The sequence below is a fragment of the Microbacterium sp. BDGP8 genome (assembly GCF_029991045.1).
Lineage (GTDB): Bacteria > Actinomycetota > Actinomycetes > Actinomycetales > Microbacteriaceae > Microbacterium > Microbacterium plantarum.
On record NZ_CP120712.1, the window covers coordinates 3,092,178 to 3,110,653 of the forward strand.

At 70.5% G+C, this 18,476-nt stretch carries 20 protein-coding genes; 7 read left to right on the forward strand and 13 right to left on the reverse strand.

The features are described from left to right. Window positions 1-64: 64 nt before the first annotated feature. Entirely contained in the window at window positions 65-808 is a 744-nt protein-coding gene (locus P6897_RS14900; RefSeq protein WP_282502605.1) for a DeoR/GlpR family DNA-binding transcription regulator, read from the reverse strand. Window positions 809-883: 75 nt separating this feature from the next. On the opposite strand from P6897_RS14900, the gene P6897_RS14905 reads away from it, so the two are divergent. After that, window positions 884-1,117 (forward strand): hypothetical protein, encoded by a 234-nt coding sequence (locus tag P6897_RS14905; RefSeq protein WP_282501645.1) that lies wholly within the window; start codon window positions 884-886, stop codon window positions 1,115-1,117. An 86-nt stretch (window positions 1,118-1,203) separates the two neighbouring features. Then, the gene (locus P6897_RS14910; protein WP_282501646.1) at window positions 1,204-1,719 is read left to right on the forward strand and encodes a septum formation family protein; all 516 of its coding nucleotides are present in this window, start codon (window positions 1,204-1,206) and stop codon (window positions 1,717-1,719) included. Window positions 1,720-1,815: 96 nt separating this feature from the next. Here P6897_RS14910 and P6897_RS14915 read toward each other — a convergent pair whose 3' ends face one another. Further along, window positions 1,816-2,217, reverse strand: coding sequence for an arsenate reductase ArsC (locus tag P6897_RS14915; RefSeq protein WP_274179451.1), 402 nt, complete (start codon window positions 2,215-2,217; stop codon window positions 1,816-1,818). Window positions 2,218-2,369: 152 nt separating this feature from the next. On the opposite strand from P6897_RS14915, the gene P6897_RS14920 reads away from it, so the two are divergent. Together P6897_RS14920 and P6897_RS14925 are read left to right on the forward strand one after the other, a co-directional pair. After that, the gene (locus P6897_RS14920) at window positions 2,370-2,933 is read left to right on the forward strand and encodes a pyridoxamine 5'-phosphate oxidase family protein (RefSeq protein ID WP_282501647.1); all 564 of its coding nucleotides are present in this window, start codon (window positions 2,370-2,372) and stop codon (window positions 2,931-2,933) included. Further along, window positions 2,930-3,337 carry a GNAT family N-acetyltransferase gene (locus tag P6897_RS14925; protein WP_282501648.1) on the forward strand — a complete coding sequence of 136 codons (408 nt, stop codon included), beginning with the start codon at window positions 2,930-2,932 and terminating at the stop codon, window positions 3,335-3,337. Before P6897_RS14920 ends, P6897_RS14925 begins: the two co-directional genes overlap by 4 nt. 92 nt (window positions 3,338-3,429) lie before the next feature. On the opposite strand, the gene P6897_RS14930 is transcribed toward P6897_RS14925, so the two are convergent. From P6897_RS14930 to mbhE, 7 genes are all read right to left on the reverse strand, one after another. Continuing rightward, window positions 3,430-3,921, reverse strand: coding sequence for a hypothetical protein (locus P6897_RS14930; protein ID WP_282501649.1), 492 nt, complete (start codon window positions 3,919-3,921; stop codon window positions 3,430-3,432). A 127-nt stretch (window positions 3,922-4,048) separates the two neighbouring features. Then, window positions 4,049-4,378, reverse strand: a complete 330-nt coding sequence (locus P6897_RS14935; RefSeq protein WP_282501650.1) for a monovalent cation/H(+) antiporter subunit G — start codon at window positions 4,376-4,378, stop codon at window positions 4,049-4,051. Continuing rightward, window positions 4,375-4,632 carry a monovalent cation/H+ antiporter complex subunit F gene (locus tag P6897_RS14940; RefSeq protein WP_023953776.1) on the reverse strand — a complete coding sequence of 86 codons (258 nt, stop codon included), beginning with the start codon at window positions 4,630-4,632 and terminating at the stop codon, window positions 4,375-4,377. The genes P6897_RS14935 and P6897_RS14940 overlap by 4 nt, the downstream gene beginning before the upstream one ends. Then, window positions 4,629-4,991, reverse strand: coding sequence for a Na+/H+ antiporter subunit E (locus tag P6897_RS14945; protein WP_282501651.1), 363 nt, complete (start codon window positions 4,989-4,991; stop codon window positions 4,629-4,631). Before P6897_RS14945 ends, P6897_RS14940 begins: the two co-directional genes overlap by 4 nt. Beyond that, complete coding sequence (locus P6897_RS14950) at window positions 4,988-6,508, reverse strand: monovalent cation/H+ antiporter subunit D family protein (RefSeq protein WP_282501652.1); 1,521 nt, start codon at window positions 6,506-6,508, stop codon at window positions 4,988-4,990. The genes P6897_RS14945 and P6897_RS14950 overlap by 4 nt, the downstream gene beginning before the upstream one ends. Then, window positions 6,505-6,888, reverse strand: a complete 384-nt coding sequence (locus P6897_RS14955; RefSeq protein WP_282501653.1) for a cation:proton antiporter subunit C — start codon at window positions 6,886-6,888, stop codon at window positions 6,505-6,507. Before P6897_RS14955 ends, P6897_RS14950 begins: the two co-directional genes overlap by 4 nt. Then, the gene (gene mbhE, locus P6897_RS14960) at window positions 6,885-9,662 is read right to left on the reverse strand and encodes a hydrogen gas-evolving membrane-bound hydrogenase subunit E (protein WP_282501654.1); all 2,778 of its coding nucleotides are present in this window, start codon (window positions 9,660-9,662) and stop codon (window positions 6,885-6,887) included. Before mbhE ends, P6897_RS14955 begins: the two co-directional genes overlap by 4 nt. A 270-nt stretch (window positions 9,663-9,932) precedes the next feature. On the opposite strand from mbhE, the gene P6897_RS14965 reads away from it, so the two are divergent. Then, window positions 9,933-11,447, forward strand: coding sequence for an alanine/glycine:cation symporter family protein (locus P6897_RS14965; RefSeq protein WP_282501655.1), 1,515 nt, complete (start codon window positions 9,933-9,935; stop codon window positions 11,445-11,447). Continuing rightward, window positions 11,444-12,598: a DUF4232 domain-containing protein gene (locus tag P6897_RS14970; protein ID WP_282501656.1), complete on the forward strand. Its 1,155-nt coding sequence runs from the start codon at window positions 11,444-11,446 to the stop codon at window positions 12,596-12,598. Before P6897_RS14965 ends, P6897_RS14970 begins: the two co-directional genes overlap by 4 nt. 68 nt (window positions 12,599-12,666) lie before the next feature. On the opposite strand, the gene P6897_RS14975 is transcribed toward P6897_RS14970, so the two are convergent. From P6897_RS14975 to murQ, 4 genes are all read right to left on the reverse strand, one after another. Continuing rightward, window positions 12,667-13,683 (reverse strand): LacI family DNA-binding transcriptional regulator, encoded by a 1,017-nt coding sequence (locus tag P6897_RS14975; protein ID WP_282501657.1) that lies wholly within the window; start codon window positions 13,681-13,683, stop codon window positions 12,667-12,669. Between the two features lie 103 nt (window positions 13,684-13,786). After that, complete coding sequence (locus tag P6897_RS14980; protein ID WP_282501658.1) at window positions 13,787-14,869, reverse strand: MupG family TIM beta-alpha barrel fold protein; 1,083 nt, start codon at window positions 14,867-14,869, stop codon at window positions 13,787-13,789. A 15-nt stretch (window positions 14,870-14,884) separates the two neighbouring features. After that, window positions 14,885-16,420 carry a PTS transporter subunit EIIC gene (locus tag P6897_RS14985; protein ID WP_274179457.1) on the reverse strand — a complete coding sequence of 512 codons (1,536 nt, stop codon included), beginning with the start codon at window positions 16,418-16,420 and terminating at the stop codon, window positions 14,885-14,887. 69 nt (window positions 16,421-16,489) lie between these two features. Continuing rightward, window positions 16,490-17,395: an N-acetylmuramic acid 6-phosphate etherase gene (gene murQ / locus P6897_RS14990; RefSeq protein WP_274179458.1), complete on the reverse strand. Its 906-nt coding sequence runs from the start codon at window positions 17,393-17,395 to the stop codon at window positions 16,490-16,492. Between the two features lie 126 nt (window positions 17,396-17,521). Here murQ and P6897_RS14995 point away from each other — a divergent pair, with 126 nt between their 5' ends. Continuing rightward, window positions 17,522-18,391: a MurR/RpiR family transcriptional regulator gene (locus tag P6897_RS14995; protein ID WP_274179459.1), complete on the forward strand. Its 870-nt coding sequence runs from the start codon at window positions 17,522-17,524 to the stop codon at window positions 18,389-18,391. Window positions 18,392-18,476 lie beyond the last annotated feature (85 nt).

Here is an 18,476-nt window from a genome sequence, read left to right on the forward strand (position 1 = left end):
GGTTCACCGGCATTGCATGCGGCTCAGCCTAGCGAGCAGCCGCGACGGCGTCACTCGGCGCGTGTCACCCGGCGCGGAGCAACGGAACGCCGCGGCGGTCGAGGGCCTCCAGGCTGGTGGCCGGAGCCGCGAGATCGACGATGACCCCCGTGACCTCGTCGAACGGCAGCACCGCGAACGGCGACACCGCACCGATCTTCTCCTCGCTGCCGAGGACGTAGGTCTCGGCAGCGCGTTCGGCGAGCACGCGCTTCATCGCCGCTTCGTCCGCGTCGCCGGTCGTCAGGCCCGCGTCGGCGTGGATGCCGGTAACACCGAGGAGGAAGCGGTCGGCCCGCACCATGCGTGCGGCCTCGACAGCCGCGGCGCCGCTCGCGACCGCGGAGTGCTTGAACAGCCGCCCGCCGATGATGATGACGTCGGCTGCGTGATCGAGGAGCGCCGCTGCCACGGTCGGACTGTGGGTGACGATGGTGCAGGCCAGCGCCGGGTCGACCGCCCGCACCGTGGCGAGTGCGGTCGTGCCGCCATCGACGATCACCGTGCTGCCCGGTTCGATGAGGCTCGCGGCGAAGCGGGCGATGCGCTGCTTGCTCTCGGTAGCGACCGCCTGGCGAGACGCGTAGTCGGCGACGGCCGGCGACGCCGGAACTGCGCCCCCGTAGACGCGCACGGCGAGGCCGGCAGCATCCAGCTCCCGAAGGTCGCGGCGGATGCTGTCTTCGGACACCCCTAGTTCGGCTGCCAGTTCCTTCGCGACGATGCGGCCGTCATCGCCGGACCCTATGCCTCGGGCACCGGCGGCGATCCCGCCCTGATGCGGCGCAACCTCGACCGCCTGGAAGAGGCGGCATGGCCGCTCTTCGAGGCCGGACACATCCCGATGATCGGTGAGTGGGTCGCGCTGCCCGTCCTCGCGAGCGCGGGAGCCTCGGGCCCCACCGACCCGCTCGCCGAGAAGGTGATGTACCCGGTCGCCCATCGCCTGCTGCAGCGTTGCGACGCGGTTCTCCGCCTGCCCGGAGAGTCGCGCGGCGCGGATCAGGATGTCGCGATCGCCCGAGAGCGCGGCATCCCGGTCTACACGGCCCTCCGCGATGTGCCCGGCGTGGCGTGAAGCGTTTCATGCATCCCCCGGATGAACACTCAGGAAAATCATCAGGGTTTCCCAGAAACAGCCGAAACTGGCTAGAGTCGTTCGACGTGAACGCTACTCGTCGACTCCTCGTCCTGCCCGCCGCCGCACTGACCGTCGCTCTGCTCGCGACCGGTTGCTCCACGCTCAACGCCTTCACCGGTGGCGGAGCCGCCGCCCCCGTCCGCGACGAGTCGGGCGCGATCGCCGAGTCGAACGAGAGCACCGATGTCTTCGCGATCCGCGTGGGCGACTGCATGCTCGACTCGGGCACGGCCGACACCGAGGTCACCGAGACCCCGACCGTCCCCTGCGGCGAGGCCCACGACCTCGAGGCCTACCACGCGCAGGACATCGAGGCCGACGAGTTCCCCGGCATCGAGGCGGCGCAGACCGAAGCCGAGCAGGTCTGCTACGACGCGTTCGCGCCGTTCGTCGGCATCTCGTACGAGGAGTCGGTCCTCGGGTACAACTACTACGTCCCCACCCAGGGCAGCTGGGACGCCGGCGACCGCGAGATCCTCTGCCTCATCGGCGACCCGCAGGGCCAGGTGACCGACACCCTCGCCGGCGCCGCGCGCTGACGCTTTCCGCCACCGCCCTCGAAGCGGCCGGCGCGATCGCCCGCTGTGGACATCCGTCCCCGGCGGGCGATCGTCGTTTCCGGCGGGAGGGCGCCGTCAGATGAGCTCGTCGACCAGCTGGCGGATGCGCTCGCGGATGTCGTCTCGGATCGGGCGGACGGCATCGATCCCCTGCCCCGCGGGGTCGTCGAGCTTCCAGTCCTCGTAGCGCTTGCCGGGGAAGAACGGGCAGGCATCCCCGCATCCCATCGTGATGACGACGTCGGACGCCTGCACGGCTTCTGTCGTGAGGACCTTCGGCTGCTCGGCGGTGATGTCGATGCCGAGCTCGGCCATCGCCTCGACCGCGACCGGGTTGATCCGATCGGCGGGCATGGACCCGGCCGAGCGGACCTCGATGCGATCACCCGCGATGTCGCGGAGGAACCCCGCGGCCATCTGCGAGCGTCCCGCGTTGTGCACGCAGACGAAGAGGACGGAGGGCGTGGCGTCGGTCATGATGCCTCTACTCTCCCGCATCTGCGCCGCGACAGGCCACTTTGGGAGGATGAGGTCATGGACGACGCCATCCCCATCGACCTCGACACCTGGCCGCGCCGGCGGCATTTCGACCTGCGCGAGCTCTTCGCCGACGTCGCGTGGCTCGCGGCATGAGCGCGTTGCGGGAGTGGCTACGCTCGCAGCCCTCGCTGACGGGCACACCTCCGGTGTTCGACACCGACCGGCTCCCCGCATCGCCGGTGACGCTGTTCGAGGAGTGGATCCACCAGGCGGCGGCCGCGGGTGTCGCCGAGCCCCACTCCGCGACCCTCGCGACGGTCGACGCCGACGGCATCCCCGATGCCCGGACGCTGATCGTCAAAGACGTCGACGACCGCGGCTGGGCGTTCGCGAGCACACGATCGTCCGCGAAGGGCGGGCAGCTCGCAGCGCAGCCCGCAGCAGCCCTCGCGTTCTGGTGGCAGCCGGTCATGCGGGCGGTGCGCGTGCGCGGGTCGGTCTGTGAGGCGAGCGCGGACGACACCGCAGCCGACCTCGCGGCACGGTCGGAGGCGGCACGCCGGGACGTCGCGGAAGGCGACTGGGCGCTCTGGCGCATCGAGGCGACCCGCGTGGAGTTCTGGCAGGGATCGCTCGACCGTCGCCACACCCGCGTCGTCTACGAACCCGACGGGACGACCTGGCGGCACACGCTCCTCGGAGGTGCAGCGTGACCCTCCACTACTCGCTCACGCCGCCCACGGCCGCCGAGTTCGCCGCGCTCTACGCCGAGACGGGCTGGGCCGAGTGGTCACCCGAGACCTTCGAACGGGCCCTCGCGGGCAGCTGGGTCGTGTGCTCGGCGCGTGACGACGACGGCAGGCTCGTCGGCATCGGGCGCCTCATCAGCGACGGTGCGCTGCACGCGTTCGTCACCGAGATGATCGTCGCGGAATCGGCGCGGGGCGGCGGCATCGGGAGCGAGATCCTGCGCATGCTGGTCGACGAATCACGGCGGCGCGGCGTCGACGACATCCAGCTCTTCGCCGCTCGCGGCCGCGCGGGGTTCTACGAGCGCCACGGCTTCGCGCCGCGCCCGGCAGACGGCCCGGGCATGGACGTCGTCGCCGACGGCTGACCCCTCCGCCGAGCGGTCGACTCGCCAAAAGCTGCGGATGCGCGGGGTGCCGGATCCGCACATCGTGGCGACTCGACGGACGGTGGCGGCGCTCAGAACTGCGACGCGGCAGCGGCGGCGTGAATGCTGCGGTCGCGGATCTCGTGCCAGGTGAGCGCGACGTTCCCGACCGGGCCGGCCGCCGTTCCCGCGACCTCTTCGACGCGGTCGAGCAGACGCCGGGTGTCGGTGCACAAGCTGATGTCGACGACCGCGACATCCACGTAGCGGCCGCGCGCCCGTTCGAGGTCGGCGTGCAGCCGGGTGGCGAGCGCGGCAGCAGCGGCATGCATCTTGCGTTCGGGGATGCGGTCGGCGTGCCGCAGCAGGACGACCAGGTTGCGCAGGGCGACGAGACCCGACGCGTGAGCGAGGAGGGATTCGTAGCGCTGCTTGAGCTCAGCGCGCGAGCGGCGGACCGTCGGCTCCGCCTCCAGATCCACCGTCCACACCAGGCAGGTGGGCTCCCCCTCCGTGGCGAGGGACGCGATAGCTGCCGCCATCGGTTCTGGTCGGTCACCGGCGACAGCGATGCGGGGGTTCACGGGGGCCCTTCGGGTAGCGGTCATCGTCTTGCCGACCAGACTTCCCGGCGCACCTGCTCGGCCTCGCGGCCGAACTCCCTCACCATATGCCACGGCGCCCGCACCCCGGGCCGCCGCACCGCGCGTGTCATCCGTCCTCATCGAGAGCCGCGGTATCGGTGCCTTCGGTGAACCGATGCCCTGAGCTGACCGCGGCGCGGGCGATGACGATGGCCGCCACCGCCGAGGTGATCAGCTGCAGGAGCACGGCGAGCACGACTTTGACGACGTTGTCCACGGTCGGAACCTGCAGCACCGCGCCGACCGTGATGAACGCGACGCCCAAGCCGGCGGCGGTGGCGACGGCCGAGATGCGCGCGTAGGGGTCGGGGAAGCGCCGCAGGCCGACGGCGGCGACGACGAAGATGAGCGCGCCCAGCAGGGCGATGATCTGACCGATGAGCTCGAGGATCGTCATCGACGTCCTCCCGTCAGCGCGCGCGCGAGCGAGACCGCGGCGAGGAAGGCGACGAGGGTCGCGACCAGCACGAGGTCGAACGTGCCCTCACGCGCCAGGCGTACGCCGACGAGCGCCACGAGCCCGACCAGGCTGAAGGTGAGCAGGTCGGCGGCGATGACGCGGTCGGCGGGGGTCGGGCCGCGCAGGATGTGCACGACGGACGCGATCATCGCGATCGCGCATCCCGCCGCGGCGAGGTCCAGCAGGTTCATCTCGGTCCTCCCAGTGCGACCGCGCGCGTCATCCGGCGGTCCATGTCGGCGAAGTCGGCCAGCGCCGAATCGGGGTCGCGGTGGTACAGCGAATGCACGATGACGAAGCGCGCGCCGGATTCATCGCGTGCCGCGCCGAGGGCCAGCGTGCCGGGAGTCAGCGTGATGAGGACGCTGATCGCGGTGACGTGCAGGTCACCCGCAGGCCCCAGCGGAAGCCGCACGACGCGTGGCGTTGCGGCCAGCCCCGGGCTGAGGATGTCGCCGAGCACCCTCACCGATGTCAGCGTCAGCTGCGCGGCGAACCAGCAGACGAAGGCCGCGAACCGGAAGGGCAGAGTGAGGATGCTGAGGATCACGGCAGCACCGCCCCGACGTAGGCGGTCGTATCGAGCAGGCCGGCGGCGGCGACCTCCGCGAGGGCGAACAGCCCCTGCGCACCGAGCCCGAGGGCCAGGGTCGCCGCGGCGAGCACGACAGCAGGCGCCGCGAGCGCTGCGCGGGTCGTGGTTCGCTGCGCCACCGCGAGCCCCCCGCGCCCGACCGGATCGCCCGGCTCACCCGGCTCACCACCGGTGACCGTGCGCGCGAAGACGGCGTTGAAGATCTTCAGCATCGACAGCAGGGTGATCAGGCTCACCACGATCGCGATCACTGCCGCCGCGACCTGTCCGTCCTCGATCGCCGCGACGAGCAGCATGAGCTTCGCGAAGAAGCCCGAGAACGGCGGGATGCCGGCGAGCGACAGCGCCGCAACACCGAAGGCGACCATCAGCACGGGTTCCCGGCCGACACGACCGCGCAGGTCGTCGAGGCGATCCGTCCCGAATCGGGTCTCGATGGCGCCCGCAGACAGGAACAGCGATGCCTTCACGATCATGTGGTGAAGCAGGTAGAAGATGCCGGCGGCCAGTCCCAGGGGCGTGAACAGCGCGACGCCGAGCAGGATGTAGCCGATCTGGCTGACCATGTGGAAGGCGAGGATCGACCGCATCCGGTCTTCCCCCACCGCGCCGAGCACACCGATCAGCATCGTGGCGCTGAAGACGGCGACGCCGATCCAGAGGTAGGTCTGGTCACCCTCGAAGCCGACGGCGTAGATGCGGTAGATGGCGTAGATCGCGACCTTCGTGTGCAGACCCGAGAACATCGCGGTGATGGCCGGCGACGTCGACGGGTACGCACGGGCGAGCCACCCGTGCACGGGCACCACGGCGGCCTTCATCGCGAGCGCGAAGAGGCAGACCCCGAGCGCTGCCGCCACCAGAGGCGACTCCTGAGCGGCACCGGCGAGCTCGGCGAGGTTCACCGTGCCCGCCACGCCGTAGACGAGCGCCACCCCGGCCAGGAAGACCGTGGAGACGAACAGGTTGAAGGTGACGTAGAGCCTCGAGCCGGTCACCGACTCGTCCGTGCCGCGACCACGACGCGAGAGCACCAGAAGCCCGTACGAGGGCAGCAGCATGACCTCGATGAAGACGAAGAGGTTGAACAGGTCGGCCGTCAGGAGCGCACCGTTCACTCCCGCCGTCAGCACGAGGACGAGTGCGGGGAAGAGCCGGTTGCGACCGGTGTCCGCGACGATCGCGAAGACCACGCAGACGAGGGTGAGCAGCCCAGCGACCGTGAGCATGAGGGCGGAGAAGGCGTCGGCGACGAACGGGATGGCGATGCCGTTGGGCCATCCGCCGATCCCGTGGGCGACGACTGATCCGTCGGCTGTCGCCCACACGAGCGCAGCCGCCGCGATGAGGTTCGCCGTCAGCACGATCAGGAGCAGGACGATCGCCCATCGATGACGACGGCGCGCGAACGCGGCGACACCGCTCGCGAGGAGCGGCACCGCGACGATGAGCGGAAGCAGAGCGTCGTTCATCGGCGTCCTCCTCGGGTCGGGGCCGGGGCCGCGGCCTTCGCATCGTCGGGCCCTGCATCGTCGACGCCCGCATCCTCGAGCCCGGCGTCTTCGGACGGGTTGCCCGTCACGGCGAGGACGAGCAGGTAGATGGTGATCGCGAAGGCGATGACGATCGCGGTCAGGACGAACGCCTGCGGCAGCGGATCGGCCGTGGTCGCCGGATCCAGCGCCTCGCCGAGCGGCTCCTCGCGCGAGTCGATGCCGCCGGCGCTGAACAGCAGCAGATTGGCCGCGTGCGAGAGCAGCACGAAGCCGAGGATGACGCGCAGCCGGTCTTCCTGCAGCAGCAGGTAGACCGCTCCGGCGACGAGCACACCGATGGTGAGGGCGAGGATCACCGGACGCTCCTTTCTGACGAACGGTCGGTTCGGACCGCTTCGGCGGGAGACAGACCGAGGCGATTGATGGCGGCGAGGATGACCCCGAAGACCGCGAGATACACACCCAGGTCGAAGACGAGGGCCGTGGTGAGGTGCAGGCTGCCGATGTCGAAGTGCAGCGGCCGGAGGAACGAGCCGTCGAGAAGCCCCAGCAGACCGGTGCCGACCGCGATGACGACGCCCGCTCCGGCGATCGCCAGGTACGAACGCTCGATCCGCGGGATCTCGTCGCTCGGGGCGGCGAGGTAGATCAGCGCGATGGCCGCGGCGCCGATGAGCGCCGCGATGAAGCCGCCGCCCGGGTCGTTGTGACCGCGCAGCAGCGCGTAGGCCGACCCGACCACCATCACCGGGGCGACGATGCGTCCCACAGTGGTGAGGAAGACCGCGTTGGCGCGGGCGTTGGAGAGCGCGGCGGAGGTTCCCTCCCGCACCGGGCGGTCAACGGCTCGACGTGCCTCGAGAAGCGCGGTGATCGATACCGCTGCGATCCCCAGGACGACGAGCTCGCCGAGCGTGTCGAGCGCTCGGAAGTCGACCAGGATCGTGTTCACGATGTTGGTGCCGCCGGTCAGTTCCTTCGCCTCGCGGAGGAAGAAGGCGGCGACATCCGAGATCTCGCGGTGTCCGGTGAACACGAGCGCGGCGAGCGTCGCGGTCGCCCCGGCGGCGAGCGCGGCGATGACCGCGAGCACGCGTCGCCGCGGGCGCGACGGGCGCAGGCGGCGCGGCATCCGGCGCAGCACAAGCACCATCACGACGACGGTCAGGATCTCGACGAGGAGCTGCGTCACCGCGACATCCGAGGCCCCCAGAACCAGGAACCACAGCACGACGGCGAACCCGGCCACACCCACGCTGATGATCGCGGTCAGGCGGCGGGTGGCGACCGAGACCGCGATCACCCCGGCCGCGACGAGGAGGAGCAGGAGCAGATCGAGCACGAGGAACGGCTCGTCGTAGCGCGGCCAGCCGCGCCACATCGCGGGAAGCGCTGCGGCGGCGGCACCGATCAGCACGATCGGCACCACGAGGTTCGCGGCGGGGGCGTCGGAGCGCGTCAGGTCGCCGACACGACGGCCGAGCGCGATGATGCCCCGCTGCGCATACTGGACGGCGAGGACGCCTGACCACCGCTGCGGTGTCGGCGGCACGGGCGTACCGCGCAGCCGGAGGCCGACCAGCGTTCCGAGCACGATCGCCGTCACCGACAGCAGCAGAGCCGCGTTCACACCGTGCCAGAGGTAGATGCCCGAGACGGATACCGCGTCGACGCGCGCCGCCCCCGCTGCCGCGGGTCGCACGAGGGGGTCGAGCAGCGGTGCGCCCGCACCGAGAGCCAACCCCAGGATCGCCGGGACGGATACCGCGACCGACATCGTTCGCGTGTCGCGCCAGGCGCGTGCCTGCGGCCCGTGCTCACCGGGCTGAGCGGCACCGAGGCGACCGGGCAGCAGGGGAAGCACCAGTCGCAGGCTGTACGCCACCGTCAGCACGGCTCCAGCGGTGGCCACGATCGCGAGCGTCCATGACAGCGCAGGCGAAGCCGCCGTGAGGAACGAGTCGAGAAGCAGCTCCTTGCTGATGAAACCGAGCATCGGAGGGATGCCGGCCATACTGACCGCCGCGAGGATCAGCATCGCGGCATCCCAGCGCAGCATCCCCCACGATCCGCGGAGCTCGGTCAGGATCCGGGTCCCGGTGCGCTTCTCGACCAGTCCTACGCCCATGAAGCCGGCGGACTTGAACAGCGCGTGAGCGACCACATGCGCGCTCGCCGCGAGCATCGCCGTCGGCGTGCCGACGCCGATCACCGCGACCAGGAGGCCGAGCTGACTGACTGTCGAGTACGCCAGCAGCTCCTTCATGTCGGCGCGGCGAACCGCGAAGAACGCCCCCATGAGAGCTGTCCAGAGCCCGACGCCCACGAGGAGCGGCGACCAGATCGCCGCCGCGGACGCGGCTGGCGCGAAGAGCATGAGCAGGAAGATCCCGGCCTTCACCATCGCCGCCGCGTGCAGATAAGCGCTCACCGGGGCGGGCGCCACCATGGCATCCGGAAGCCAGGAGTGGAACGGGAACTGCGCCGATTTCGTCATGGCCGCGAGGGCGACGAGCACCGCGACGACGGTCGCGAATCCCGGGTCCTCGCGCCACAGCGGGTGGGCGAGGGCGGCGGTGAGCTCGGTCGTGCCGGTGCGCGCGATCAGGGTCACGACGGCGGCGAGCAGGGCGAGACCGCCGGCGGCGGTGACGAGCAGCGTGCGCGTCGCGGGCTCTTTCGCCGCGGGGCCCGAACGGAGGATCAGCAGGTACGAGCACAGGGTCGTCAGCTCCCACGCCACGAAGAGCACGACGAGGTCGTCGGCGAGGACGAGGGTGAGCATCGCCGCCGCGAACGCCGTCATCAGGCCGTAGAAGCCCGGCGAGCGAGGCTGACGCAGGTACGAGGACGAGTAGACGAGCACCACCGCGCCGATCGCGAGCACCACCACGGCGAACAGCAGCGCGAGCCCGTTCAGCCGCAGGCGTAGCGCGACATCGAGTGCCGGGATCCACGGCAGTGATTCGCGGACGACCTGCTGCGGATTCCACGCCGAGATGACGAGCCCGAGCACCGCGAGCATGCCGGCGGCCAGAGGCCACCCCGCGTGCCGTCCGGTCAGCCGCACGAACGCGGGGGCGAGCGCCACGAGCAACCAGGCTGCGGCGACCGCGACGAGGAGGGTCACGCGCGCCGCCGCCCGGTCAGGGCGTTCGCGGGCGCGCGGCAATAGAGGGCAGGCAGGACAGTGAGCACGGATTCTCCGGGTTCGATCGACGACTACGTGCCGACCAGACTTCCCGGCTCACCAGCTGACAGCGTACCGGGGGCCACCTGGGGAAATCAGGTGCGCGCGGATGCTTGACAACGCGGTCATGAGTCATTTCTCACCGGCCATTCCGAGCTGATCAGACGCGTCCGCCTCGCACGGGGTCGTCGAGTCGTCATACTGGCGAGCATGGATTCGACGGGCATGGATGCCGTGAACGACTGGCTGCTCACGTGGGGCGACCACCTCTGGACCTGGATCGTCCTCCCGGTCGTGGTCCTCCTCGGGCTCTACTTCACCGTTCGGTCGGGCGTCGTGCAGTTCCGTCTGATCCCCGAGATGTTCCGCACGCTGACCGACAAGACGCCGCAGACCGCGGACGGCAAGCCGCAGTCGGTCTCCGCCTTCCAGGCCTTCACGATCTCCGCGGCCTCCCGCGTGGGAGTCGGGAACATCGCCGGCGTCGGCACCGCCATCGCGGTGGGCGGCCCGGGCGCGGTGTTCTGGATGTGGGTCATGGCGTTCGTCGGCGGAGCGTCGAGCTTCATCGAGTCGTCGCTGGCGCAGCTGTTCAAGACGCGCGACCGCGGCAGTTTCCGCGGTGGCCCGGCGTACTACATGCAGCGCGGGCTGGGTGCGCGTTGGCTCGGCATCCTCTTCGCCGTCATCCTGATCGTCTGCTTCCCCTTCGCGTTCAGCTCGTTGCAGGCCAACACGATCTCGGCCACCATCAGCTCGAGCGTCGGCGGCGACCTGCCCTGGCTGCCGTGGGTCATCGGCGCGGGAGTCGCCCTCCTCACCGGGCTCGTCGTGTTCGGCGGGGTGCGCCGCATCGCCTCGGTGACGCAGGTGCTCGTGCCGATCATGGCGCTCGCCTATCTCGTGCTCGGCGTGATCGTCGTCGCGCTGCACCTCGATCGGATGGGGCCGGTGTTCGCCGAGATCTTCACGTCGGCCTGGGGCTTCAACGAGGTCGTCGGGGCCGCGTTCGGATACATCGTCCTCACCGGCGTCAAGCGCGGCATGTTCTCGAACGAGGCGGGGCTCGGCTCGGCTCCGAACGCCGGCGCGAGCGCCGCCGTGACTCATCCGGTGAAGCAGGGCCTCGTGCAGACCCTCGGCGTCTACTTCGACACATTCCTCGTGTGCTCGGTGACCGCGTTCATCATCCTGGTCTCCGTCCCCGATCTGGCCGGAGCTACACGGGGAATCGACCTGACCCAGGGAGCCCTCGTCGACACCCTCGGTGAGTGGTCGAACATCGCCCTGAGCATCATCATCTTCATGCTCGCGTTCTCGTCGATCCTCGGGAACTACTACTACGGCGAATCGAACATCGAGTTCATCTCGACCAACCGCGCCGTGCTGACGGGGTACCGCGTGCTCGTCGTCGCCGCCGTCCTCGGCGGATCGGTCGTCGGAGCCGACCTCGTGTGGAACTTCGCCGACGGCGTGATGGGGCTGATGGCGCTGACGAACCTCATCGCGATCGCGTTGCTGTCGGGCATCGCTTTCCGCCTGCTCAAGGACTACACCGAGCAGCGGCGCGCCGGTCTCGACCCCGTGTTCACGCGCGAGCGACTGCCCGGTGTCCGCGGCATCGAGTGCTGGGAAGACGAGCTCACCGTCACCGGCCCCATCGACCTGCCCGTGCGTGCACGCCAGGCCGCCAAGCACCGCGACCACCTGCACGACCGCCGATGACCCGGCGACTCGTCGCCGCCGGCGGGCTCGCCGCGGCGCTCTGGGCGGCCGTCGCGCTGACCCGCTGGGGCTTCTCGCGAATCCCGAGCGGAGCCGCGCAACTCGCGAACCTCGTGCCCCCCGTCGTGCCCGCGGGTCTGATGTGGGGCGACAGCGGTCCGTGGCTGGTCCTGAGCGTCGCCATCGGCGCGGTCGCCGTCGGGCTCGTGTTCCTCTGGGTCACGACCCTCATGCACACGCGCAGCAGCCTGCTCCTCGCGGCGTGGTTCGCGGCGGTCACGGCAGGGGCGCTGGTCGGACTCGCGCTCGACCTCGGTGCCACGTGGAGCTCGCTCGCGATGTTCGGCCCACGGGGGCTCGTCGTGGGCGAGTTCGGCGCGGCCGCGGCATCCGGCGCTCTGTGGGGGCTCGCGGTCGGGTGGCTGCCCGGCCTCGTCGCCCGCACGCGGGGCGTCCGCACATGGGACGCTCGCATGCCGGCAGACGTCGCAACACCGCGATCGCGGCCCCTGCTGTGGATCGGCTCCGCCGCCGCGGTCGCCACCATTGCGGCGGCCGGCCTCGGCGCGGGAAGCGATGCTGCACGAACCGCCGCCGTCAACGACGACGTCGCCGCTCAGCAAGAGGCGGAGGCCGCCGTGACGTTCGGGGCGATGCCCGATCCCGCCGCGCCTGGGGTGCCGGTACCCGAGACATCCGGGACCTCCGCGCCGACCGATCCGCGATGGTGCACGGAAGACCGGGCCATGGTCCTGAAGGGCGAACCGGATGCCGCCACCGGTCACCGCGGGATGCCCATCCGGCTGATGAACTTCTCAGAGGAATCGTGCGTGATCGAGGGATACCCCGACGTCGCGTTCGGCGACCAGAACGAGCATCTGCTGACGGTCGAGCTCACCCCTGGCAGTTCCTTCATGGCGCAGGATCCGGGGCCAGAACGCATCGAGGTGCCGGCGGGCGGGTACGCCGTGGCGTTCCTCGGCTGGGACGGCGCCTCGACTCACGGAGCGCTCGTCACGAAGCGGGTCTACGCCGCTGCAAGCCCGGGCATGACGCGCGGCTCGTGGCCGATCGACCTCGACATCGTCGAGGGCTCCACCGTGGCCGTCACCGCCTGGGAGCTGGATACCACCCCGACCGGCCAGGAGTAGCCGGCGGTCGACTCGCCAGGGAACGCGGATGCCGGGGCCCGGGACCCGCAGATCGTGGCGACTCGACGTCAGGAGGCGGAGGCGGGAGCGGCGGTCGACTCCCGCCAGACCACGTGCTGCAGCGGCTCGGTGGGAGACGGCGCCTGCTCGCCCCGCATGAGGGCGATGAGCCGGTCGGCGGTGCGGCGGCCGAGCTCGACGTAGTCCATCGACACGCTCGTGAGCGACGGCACCTGGAACGCACTCGTCGGCGAATCGTCCCACCCGGTCACGCTGACATCCCCCGGCACGGTCCAGCCTCGCTCGAGCGCGCCCCGGACGACGCCCGTCGCGATGAAGTCGTTCGCCGCGATGACGGCGAGCGGCAGTGAGTCGCCATCGAGCGAACGGATGGCGTCGAGGCCCGACTGCGCGCTCCAATCGCCCTCGACGACGCCGACGGACTGCACGCCCAAGCGAGCGACCGTCGCTTCATAGGCACGACGTCGCGCATCCGCCGATGGGTAGCTGCGCGCGCCGGTGATGTGCAGGAACCTCCGGTGCCCGAGCTCGGCGAGCCGCTCCACCATGCTCTCGAGCGGATGGACGTCGAGCATCTCGCCCGAGACGCGCATGTCGTCGTCGAACTCCTCGAGCGTCAGCACCGGCACGTTCGGGTCGACCCGCGCGAGGTCGTCACCGGGGACGGGGGCGTAACAGAGGATTCCCTCGAACTGACGGGAATCGATCATCTCGAGCAGTCGCGGTCGACGCTGGTCCGGCGCGTTGGGAATGCTCTGAACCTCGACCTCGTACCCGGCGGCACGGGCCCGTTCGATCGTGCCGGCGATCAGCGGAGCCGAGTGGAACGCGGTGATCGGCAGCACCGCGGCGAGACGGCCCGTTCGCGTCGTGCGCATCGAGCGGGCGGCCAGGTTCGGCCGGTAATCGATCTCGCGCGCGGCCTCCAAGACCCGTTCCCGGGTGGCCGCGGAGATACCCGCGCGCCCCGTGAACACCTGCGAGACCGTCGATTGCGAGACCCCCGCGCGGGCGGCGACGTCGCGGCTCGTGGGCCGTTTCCCCATGACTGCCTTTCTTGGCATGTGACTTTACCGACCTTCCCCACGGACGGCCTCCTGCGATTGATACTACGTATTAGTAGTACGTAGCAAGAATCGGTCCCTCTCGCCGCCCCCGTCGCAGGGGTCAGGAAGGCAGCGGGATCAGGCGGACGGTCTGCCCGGGGCGGAGGTCGTCGACGATGCCGCGGTACGGCGCGGCGACCTCGCCGATGCGCGCCTGGCCTGCATCGAGCGGGCGATCGGCCGGCATGAGGTGCACCTCGCCCCGATACCGCCCGTAGGCGTCGAGGTCGACCTGCAGGCTGCCGCGCTCACGCGCATCGGCGTTGCGGATGCGGGAGGGGCGGATGCCGCCGCGCGTCTCGTCCAGCCGGAAGGATGCCGCCGCCTCCTCGACCCGCAGCCGCCAGGGCCGCTCCAGCAGCACGGATGCCGCGGCATCCAGTCCCACGACCGGCAGCGTGACCGTGCCGGTCGCCTCGAACTCCGCGATCCAGGCGGCGTGGTCATCGGCCACAGCGCCCTCGGCGCAGACGACGACCGCCTCGGGAACGAGCCGCCGCAGCTGAAGGTACGAACGCCAGGCGTTGTGGTGCCGCTGCACCTCGAGCGTCGGCAGGCCGAGGTGCAGCGGCGCACGCAGCTCCCGTTCGCCGGGGATGAACGCGAGCACCGGCATCCCCCGGTCGAGGAACAGCCGCGACTGCGCCACGAGGAACGACGCCGTCAGGCCCGTCTCGGGCCGCGGGTAGAAGTTGTGCCAGCCCACGACGGGCAGCCCCGCCAGCTCGTCGAGGAACGCCACGTCGACCGTGCTGGCGTTGACGGCGATGCGGCATCCCGACGCCTCGGCGACCCGGCCGATCTCATCGGCGTCGAAGCCGTAGTCGAGTCGCAGCATCGTGATGCCGCGGCGCGCGAGCCAGCCCCACCCCTCGTCGCCGGCCACGACGTACTCGAGCGCGACGGGCGAGACGTCGGCGCAGAAGGTCACGCCGTCATCGTCGTGCGCCGCGCGCAGCACCTCGCCGAACGCGGCGAGCTCGCCGGTGTCGACCATGTGCAGCGAGGTGAACAGCATCCGCTCATCGCCGGAGTCGCCGGACGCGCCGGGCGCCGGCGAGGACGACGGCGCCGTCGCGAGCACCTGATCGATGACGGTCCGCCGCGTCTCGGCGGCATCCGTGGGGTAGATGGAGAACAGCATCGGGGCGCTCCTGTCTCAGCCGAGCCGCTCGACCATGTGCTCCTTGAAGCCGAAGAACCAGGTCAGCACGAAGCCCATGATGTACGAGATCACGAGGCCGCCGACGTACCAGAGCCACGCGCCGTTGGTGATGACGGCGGTCATGAGCACGCCCGAGAGCCCGAGGGCACCGGCGCCGAACCCGCCGCTGGCCTGAATGCCGAAGGCCACGAACGCGCCGCCGAAGCCACCGCCGAGGCAGGCCGTGATGAGGGGGTAGAAGAGGGGCAGCGAGACGCCGTAGATGAGCGGTTCCCCGACACCGAGCACGCCGATGGGCAGCGCCGCACGGATGATGTTCTTAAGCCGGGTGCTCTTGGTCTTCAGGAAGATCGCGATCGCCATGCCGACCTCGCCCGCCCCCGCCATCGCCAGAACCGGCAGCAGCTCCGTGAAGCCGTGGTCGGTGATGAGCTGCGCGTGGATCGGCGTCAGGCCCTGGTGGATGCCGAGCATGACGAGCGGGAGGAACAGCGATGACAGCAGGTATCCGCCGATGACGCCGCCGCGCTCGAGGGCGAAGTCGATGAGCAACCAGTTGATGCCCTGCATGAGCAGACCCGAGATCGGCATGATCACGAAGATGCAGATGACGGCACCGATGAGAAGCGTCACGACCGGCACGACGAAGAGGTCGGCCCAGGCGGGAACGCGCTTGCGGATCCACTTCTCGATGACCGTGAACAGCCACGCCGTGACCATGACGCCGATGATGCCGCCGAGCGCGGGCTTGAGCTCGCCGAACAGCGGGAGCACGAGCGGCTGCGCCGGAGTGACCGTGCCGTCGGCGGCCGTCGTCGCGGCGACGCCGGCGAGCGCGGGGAGGTATGAGATGGCGCCGGCGATGAGGCCGAGCACGGGGGTGCCGCCGAACTCCTTCGCCGTGTTGAGCCCCACGATGAGGTTGAGCGAGGTGACGACGATCGTGCCGAGGGCCGCGAACACCAGGAACCACGGGTTGGCGGTGACGCTCGGGTCGATGAGCTTCCAGATGTTGCCGATCGCCACGACGAGTCCGCAGGCGATGAACCCGGGGATTATCGGCACGAAGATGTTCGCGATGTGGCGGAACAGCCCGTGCACCCGCGAGGTGTGCCGCGACTTCACCTTCTGCGTGTTCTGCTGCTGCAGCGTGCGCAGGTCGGTCGCCGCGTCGACGGGCTCGCCGCCGCCGGCTGCTCGCGCGCCCGCGGCCCGGCTCCCCGCCGCGGCCGCCGCGATGTCGGCGACCTCGTCCTCGGGATCGTCGACAGGAGCCTCGGCGGGAGCGTCGACGACCTCGGCGAAGGCGTCGCGCAGGCGCTGCGCGTGACCGGGACCGACGACGACCTGCAGCTGCGGGCCGTCGACGACGCCCATGACGCCATCGAGGCGCCGGAGCGCCGCGACATCCGCCTTCGACGGGTCATGAAGATTGAGCCGCAGGCGCGTCATGCAGTTCGTGTACGAGGCGATGTTCTGCGAGCCGCCGACGAGCGGCAGGATCTCCTCGCTGAGTTCGGGGTAATCCACGGTGATTCCTTCCGGCGGACGGGGTTCGGGTGTCGGGTGCTGGGTTCGGGGGTACGGGCGGGCGGCGCGTCAGGCGCGGTCGCGCACGGCTTCGCGGACGAAGCCCGCGCCCGCGCTGAGCCGCTCACGGGCGGTCGCCGCGTCGACGTCGCAGAGGATCGCGACGATCGCCGTCTTGGCGTGACCATCGGCCTCGTCGAGCGCGCGGCGGGCGGTGGCGGTATCGCAATCGGTCGCGGCCTGGACGATGCGGACGGCGCGGGCGACAAGCTTCTCGTTGCTCGGGCGCACGTCGACCATGAGGTTGCCGTAGACCTTGCCGAGACGCACCATCGTCGCCGTCGAGATCATGTTGAGGACGAGCTTCTGACTCGTGCCCGCCTTGAGCCGGGTCGAGCCGGTGAGCACCTCGGGACCGTTGTCGACCTCGATCGCGACGTCGGCGTGTGCGCTGATCTCGGCGTTCGGGCTGCACGAGATCGCCACGGTCGCGGCGCCGACTCGACGGGCTTCGTCGAGTCCGCCGATGACGTAGGGCGTGCGACCGGATGCCGCGATGCCGACGACGACGTCGCGCTCGGTGAGTCCGATGCCGGTCAGGTCGTCAGCGCCGAGCTCGCGGGAGTCCTCCGCACCTTCGATCGCGCGGAACATCGCCTCGTTACCGCCGGCGAGCAGGCCGACGACCTGGGCGGGGTCGGTGCCGAACGTCGGCGGACACTCCGCCGCGTCGAGGACGCCGAGACGGCCGCTCGTGCCCGCCCCCTGGTAGACGAGGCGCCCGCCGGACGAGAGCGCGGTGACGGCGAGATCGACGGATCGGGCGATCGCGGGGATCGCGGCCGCGACGGCCCCGGCCACCCCGGCATCCTCGTCGTTCATGACGCGGAGGATCTCATCGACGGACATCGCGTCGAGCTCGCCCGTCAGCGGGTTGGGCGTCTCGGTGGCGGGGGTCGGGTGCGGGGTGGTCACGGATGCTCCTCGTCGGGGTGCGGCGCACGCCGATGGGCGCGTGGCACTTTGTTTCACACAGAGTGCTCTTGGCGGCAACTTTTGTCAAGATCTGTGGAAGACTGAACCGACTTCCCGAGGAGGCACATGGACGGCGACGTCCTCGAAGCGACCCGCGCGATCATCCCCCGTCTGCGCCCGGCCGAGGTGCAGGTGGCTCGCGCGGTGCTCGACGACCCCGCTTTCGCCGTGACCGCGACCGTCACGACACTCGCCGAGCGCGCGTCGGTCTCGCAGGCGTCGGTCGTCCGCTTCGCGAAGAGCCTCGGATTCGCGGGGTACCCCTCGTTCCGCGTCGAGCTCGCCCAGGAGGTCTCACGGCGAGCGATCGAGCTCGAGCGCTCGAATATCGCTGAGGGCGAGCTGAACCCGTCGGACTCCCCCGCCGAGATGGTCGCGAAGGTCGCGTTCCACGAGGCGCGGACGATCGAGCAGACCGGCCGGATGCTCGATCTCGACGCCCTCGAACGCATCGCCCGAGCGATCGCCGACAGCGAGCGGGTCGTCACCTTCGGCGTCGGCGCGTCGGGCCTCGCCGCGGCCGACCTCGCGCAGAAGCTGCAGCGCATCGGCATCATGTGCCTGAGCTCCCACGACACGCACGTTCAGCTCGTGCACGCCGCGCTCGCCGACGAACGCACCACCGCGATCGCGTTCTCGTTCAGCGGCGGCACGATCGATGTACTGCGCGCCGTCGAGATCGCCTCGAACGCCGGAGCGTTCACGGTCGCGATCACCAACGACACCGACTCGCCCCTCGCCGCTGCGGCATCCGCCACCCTGCGCACCCCCGCTCGAGAGGCGACCCTGCGCGCTGCAGCGCTCGCGAGCCGGATGGCGCAGCTCGCCGTCGCGGACTTCGTCTTCATCCGGGTCGCCCAGCTGCGCTACCCCGACCTCGACGCCGCCCTCAGTGCCACCCGCGCCGCCGTCGGCACCCAGCACCTGACCCGGTGACCCGGGCCCATCCCCGTCGAGTCGCCAAAGAGTGCGGATGCGAGGATGCCAGCATCCGCATTCCCTGGCGACTCGACGTGGAAGA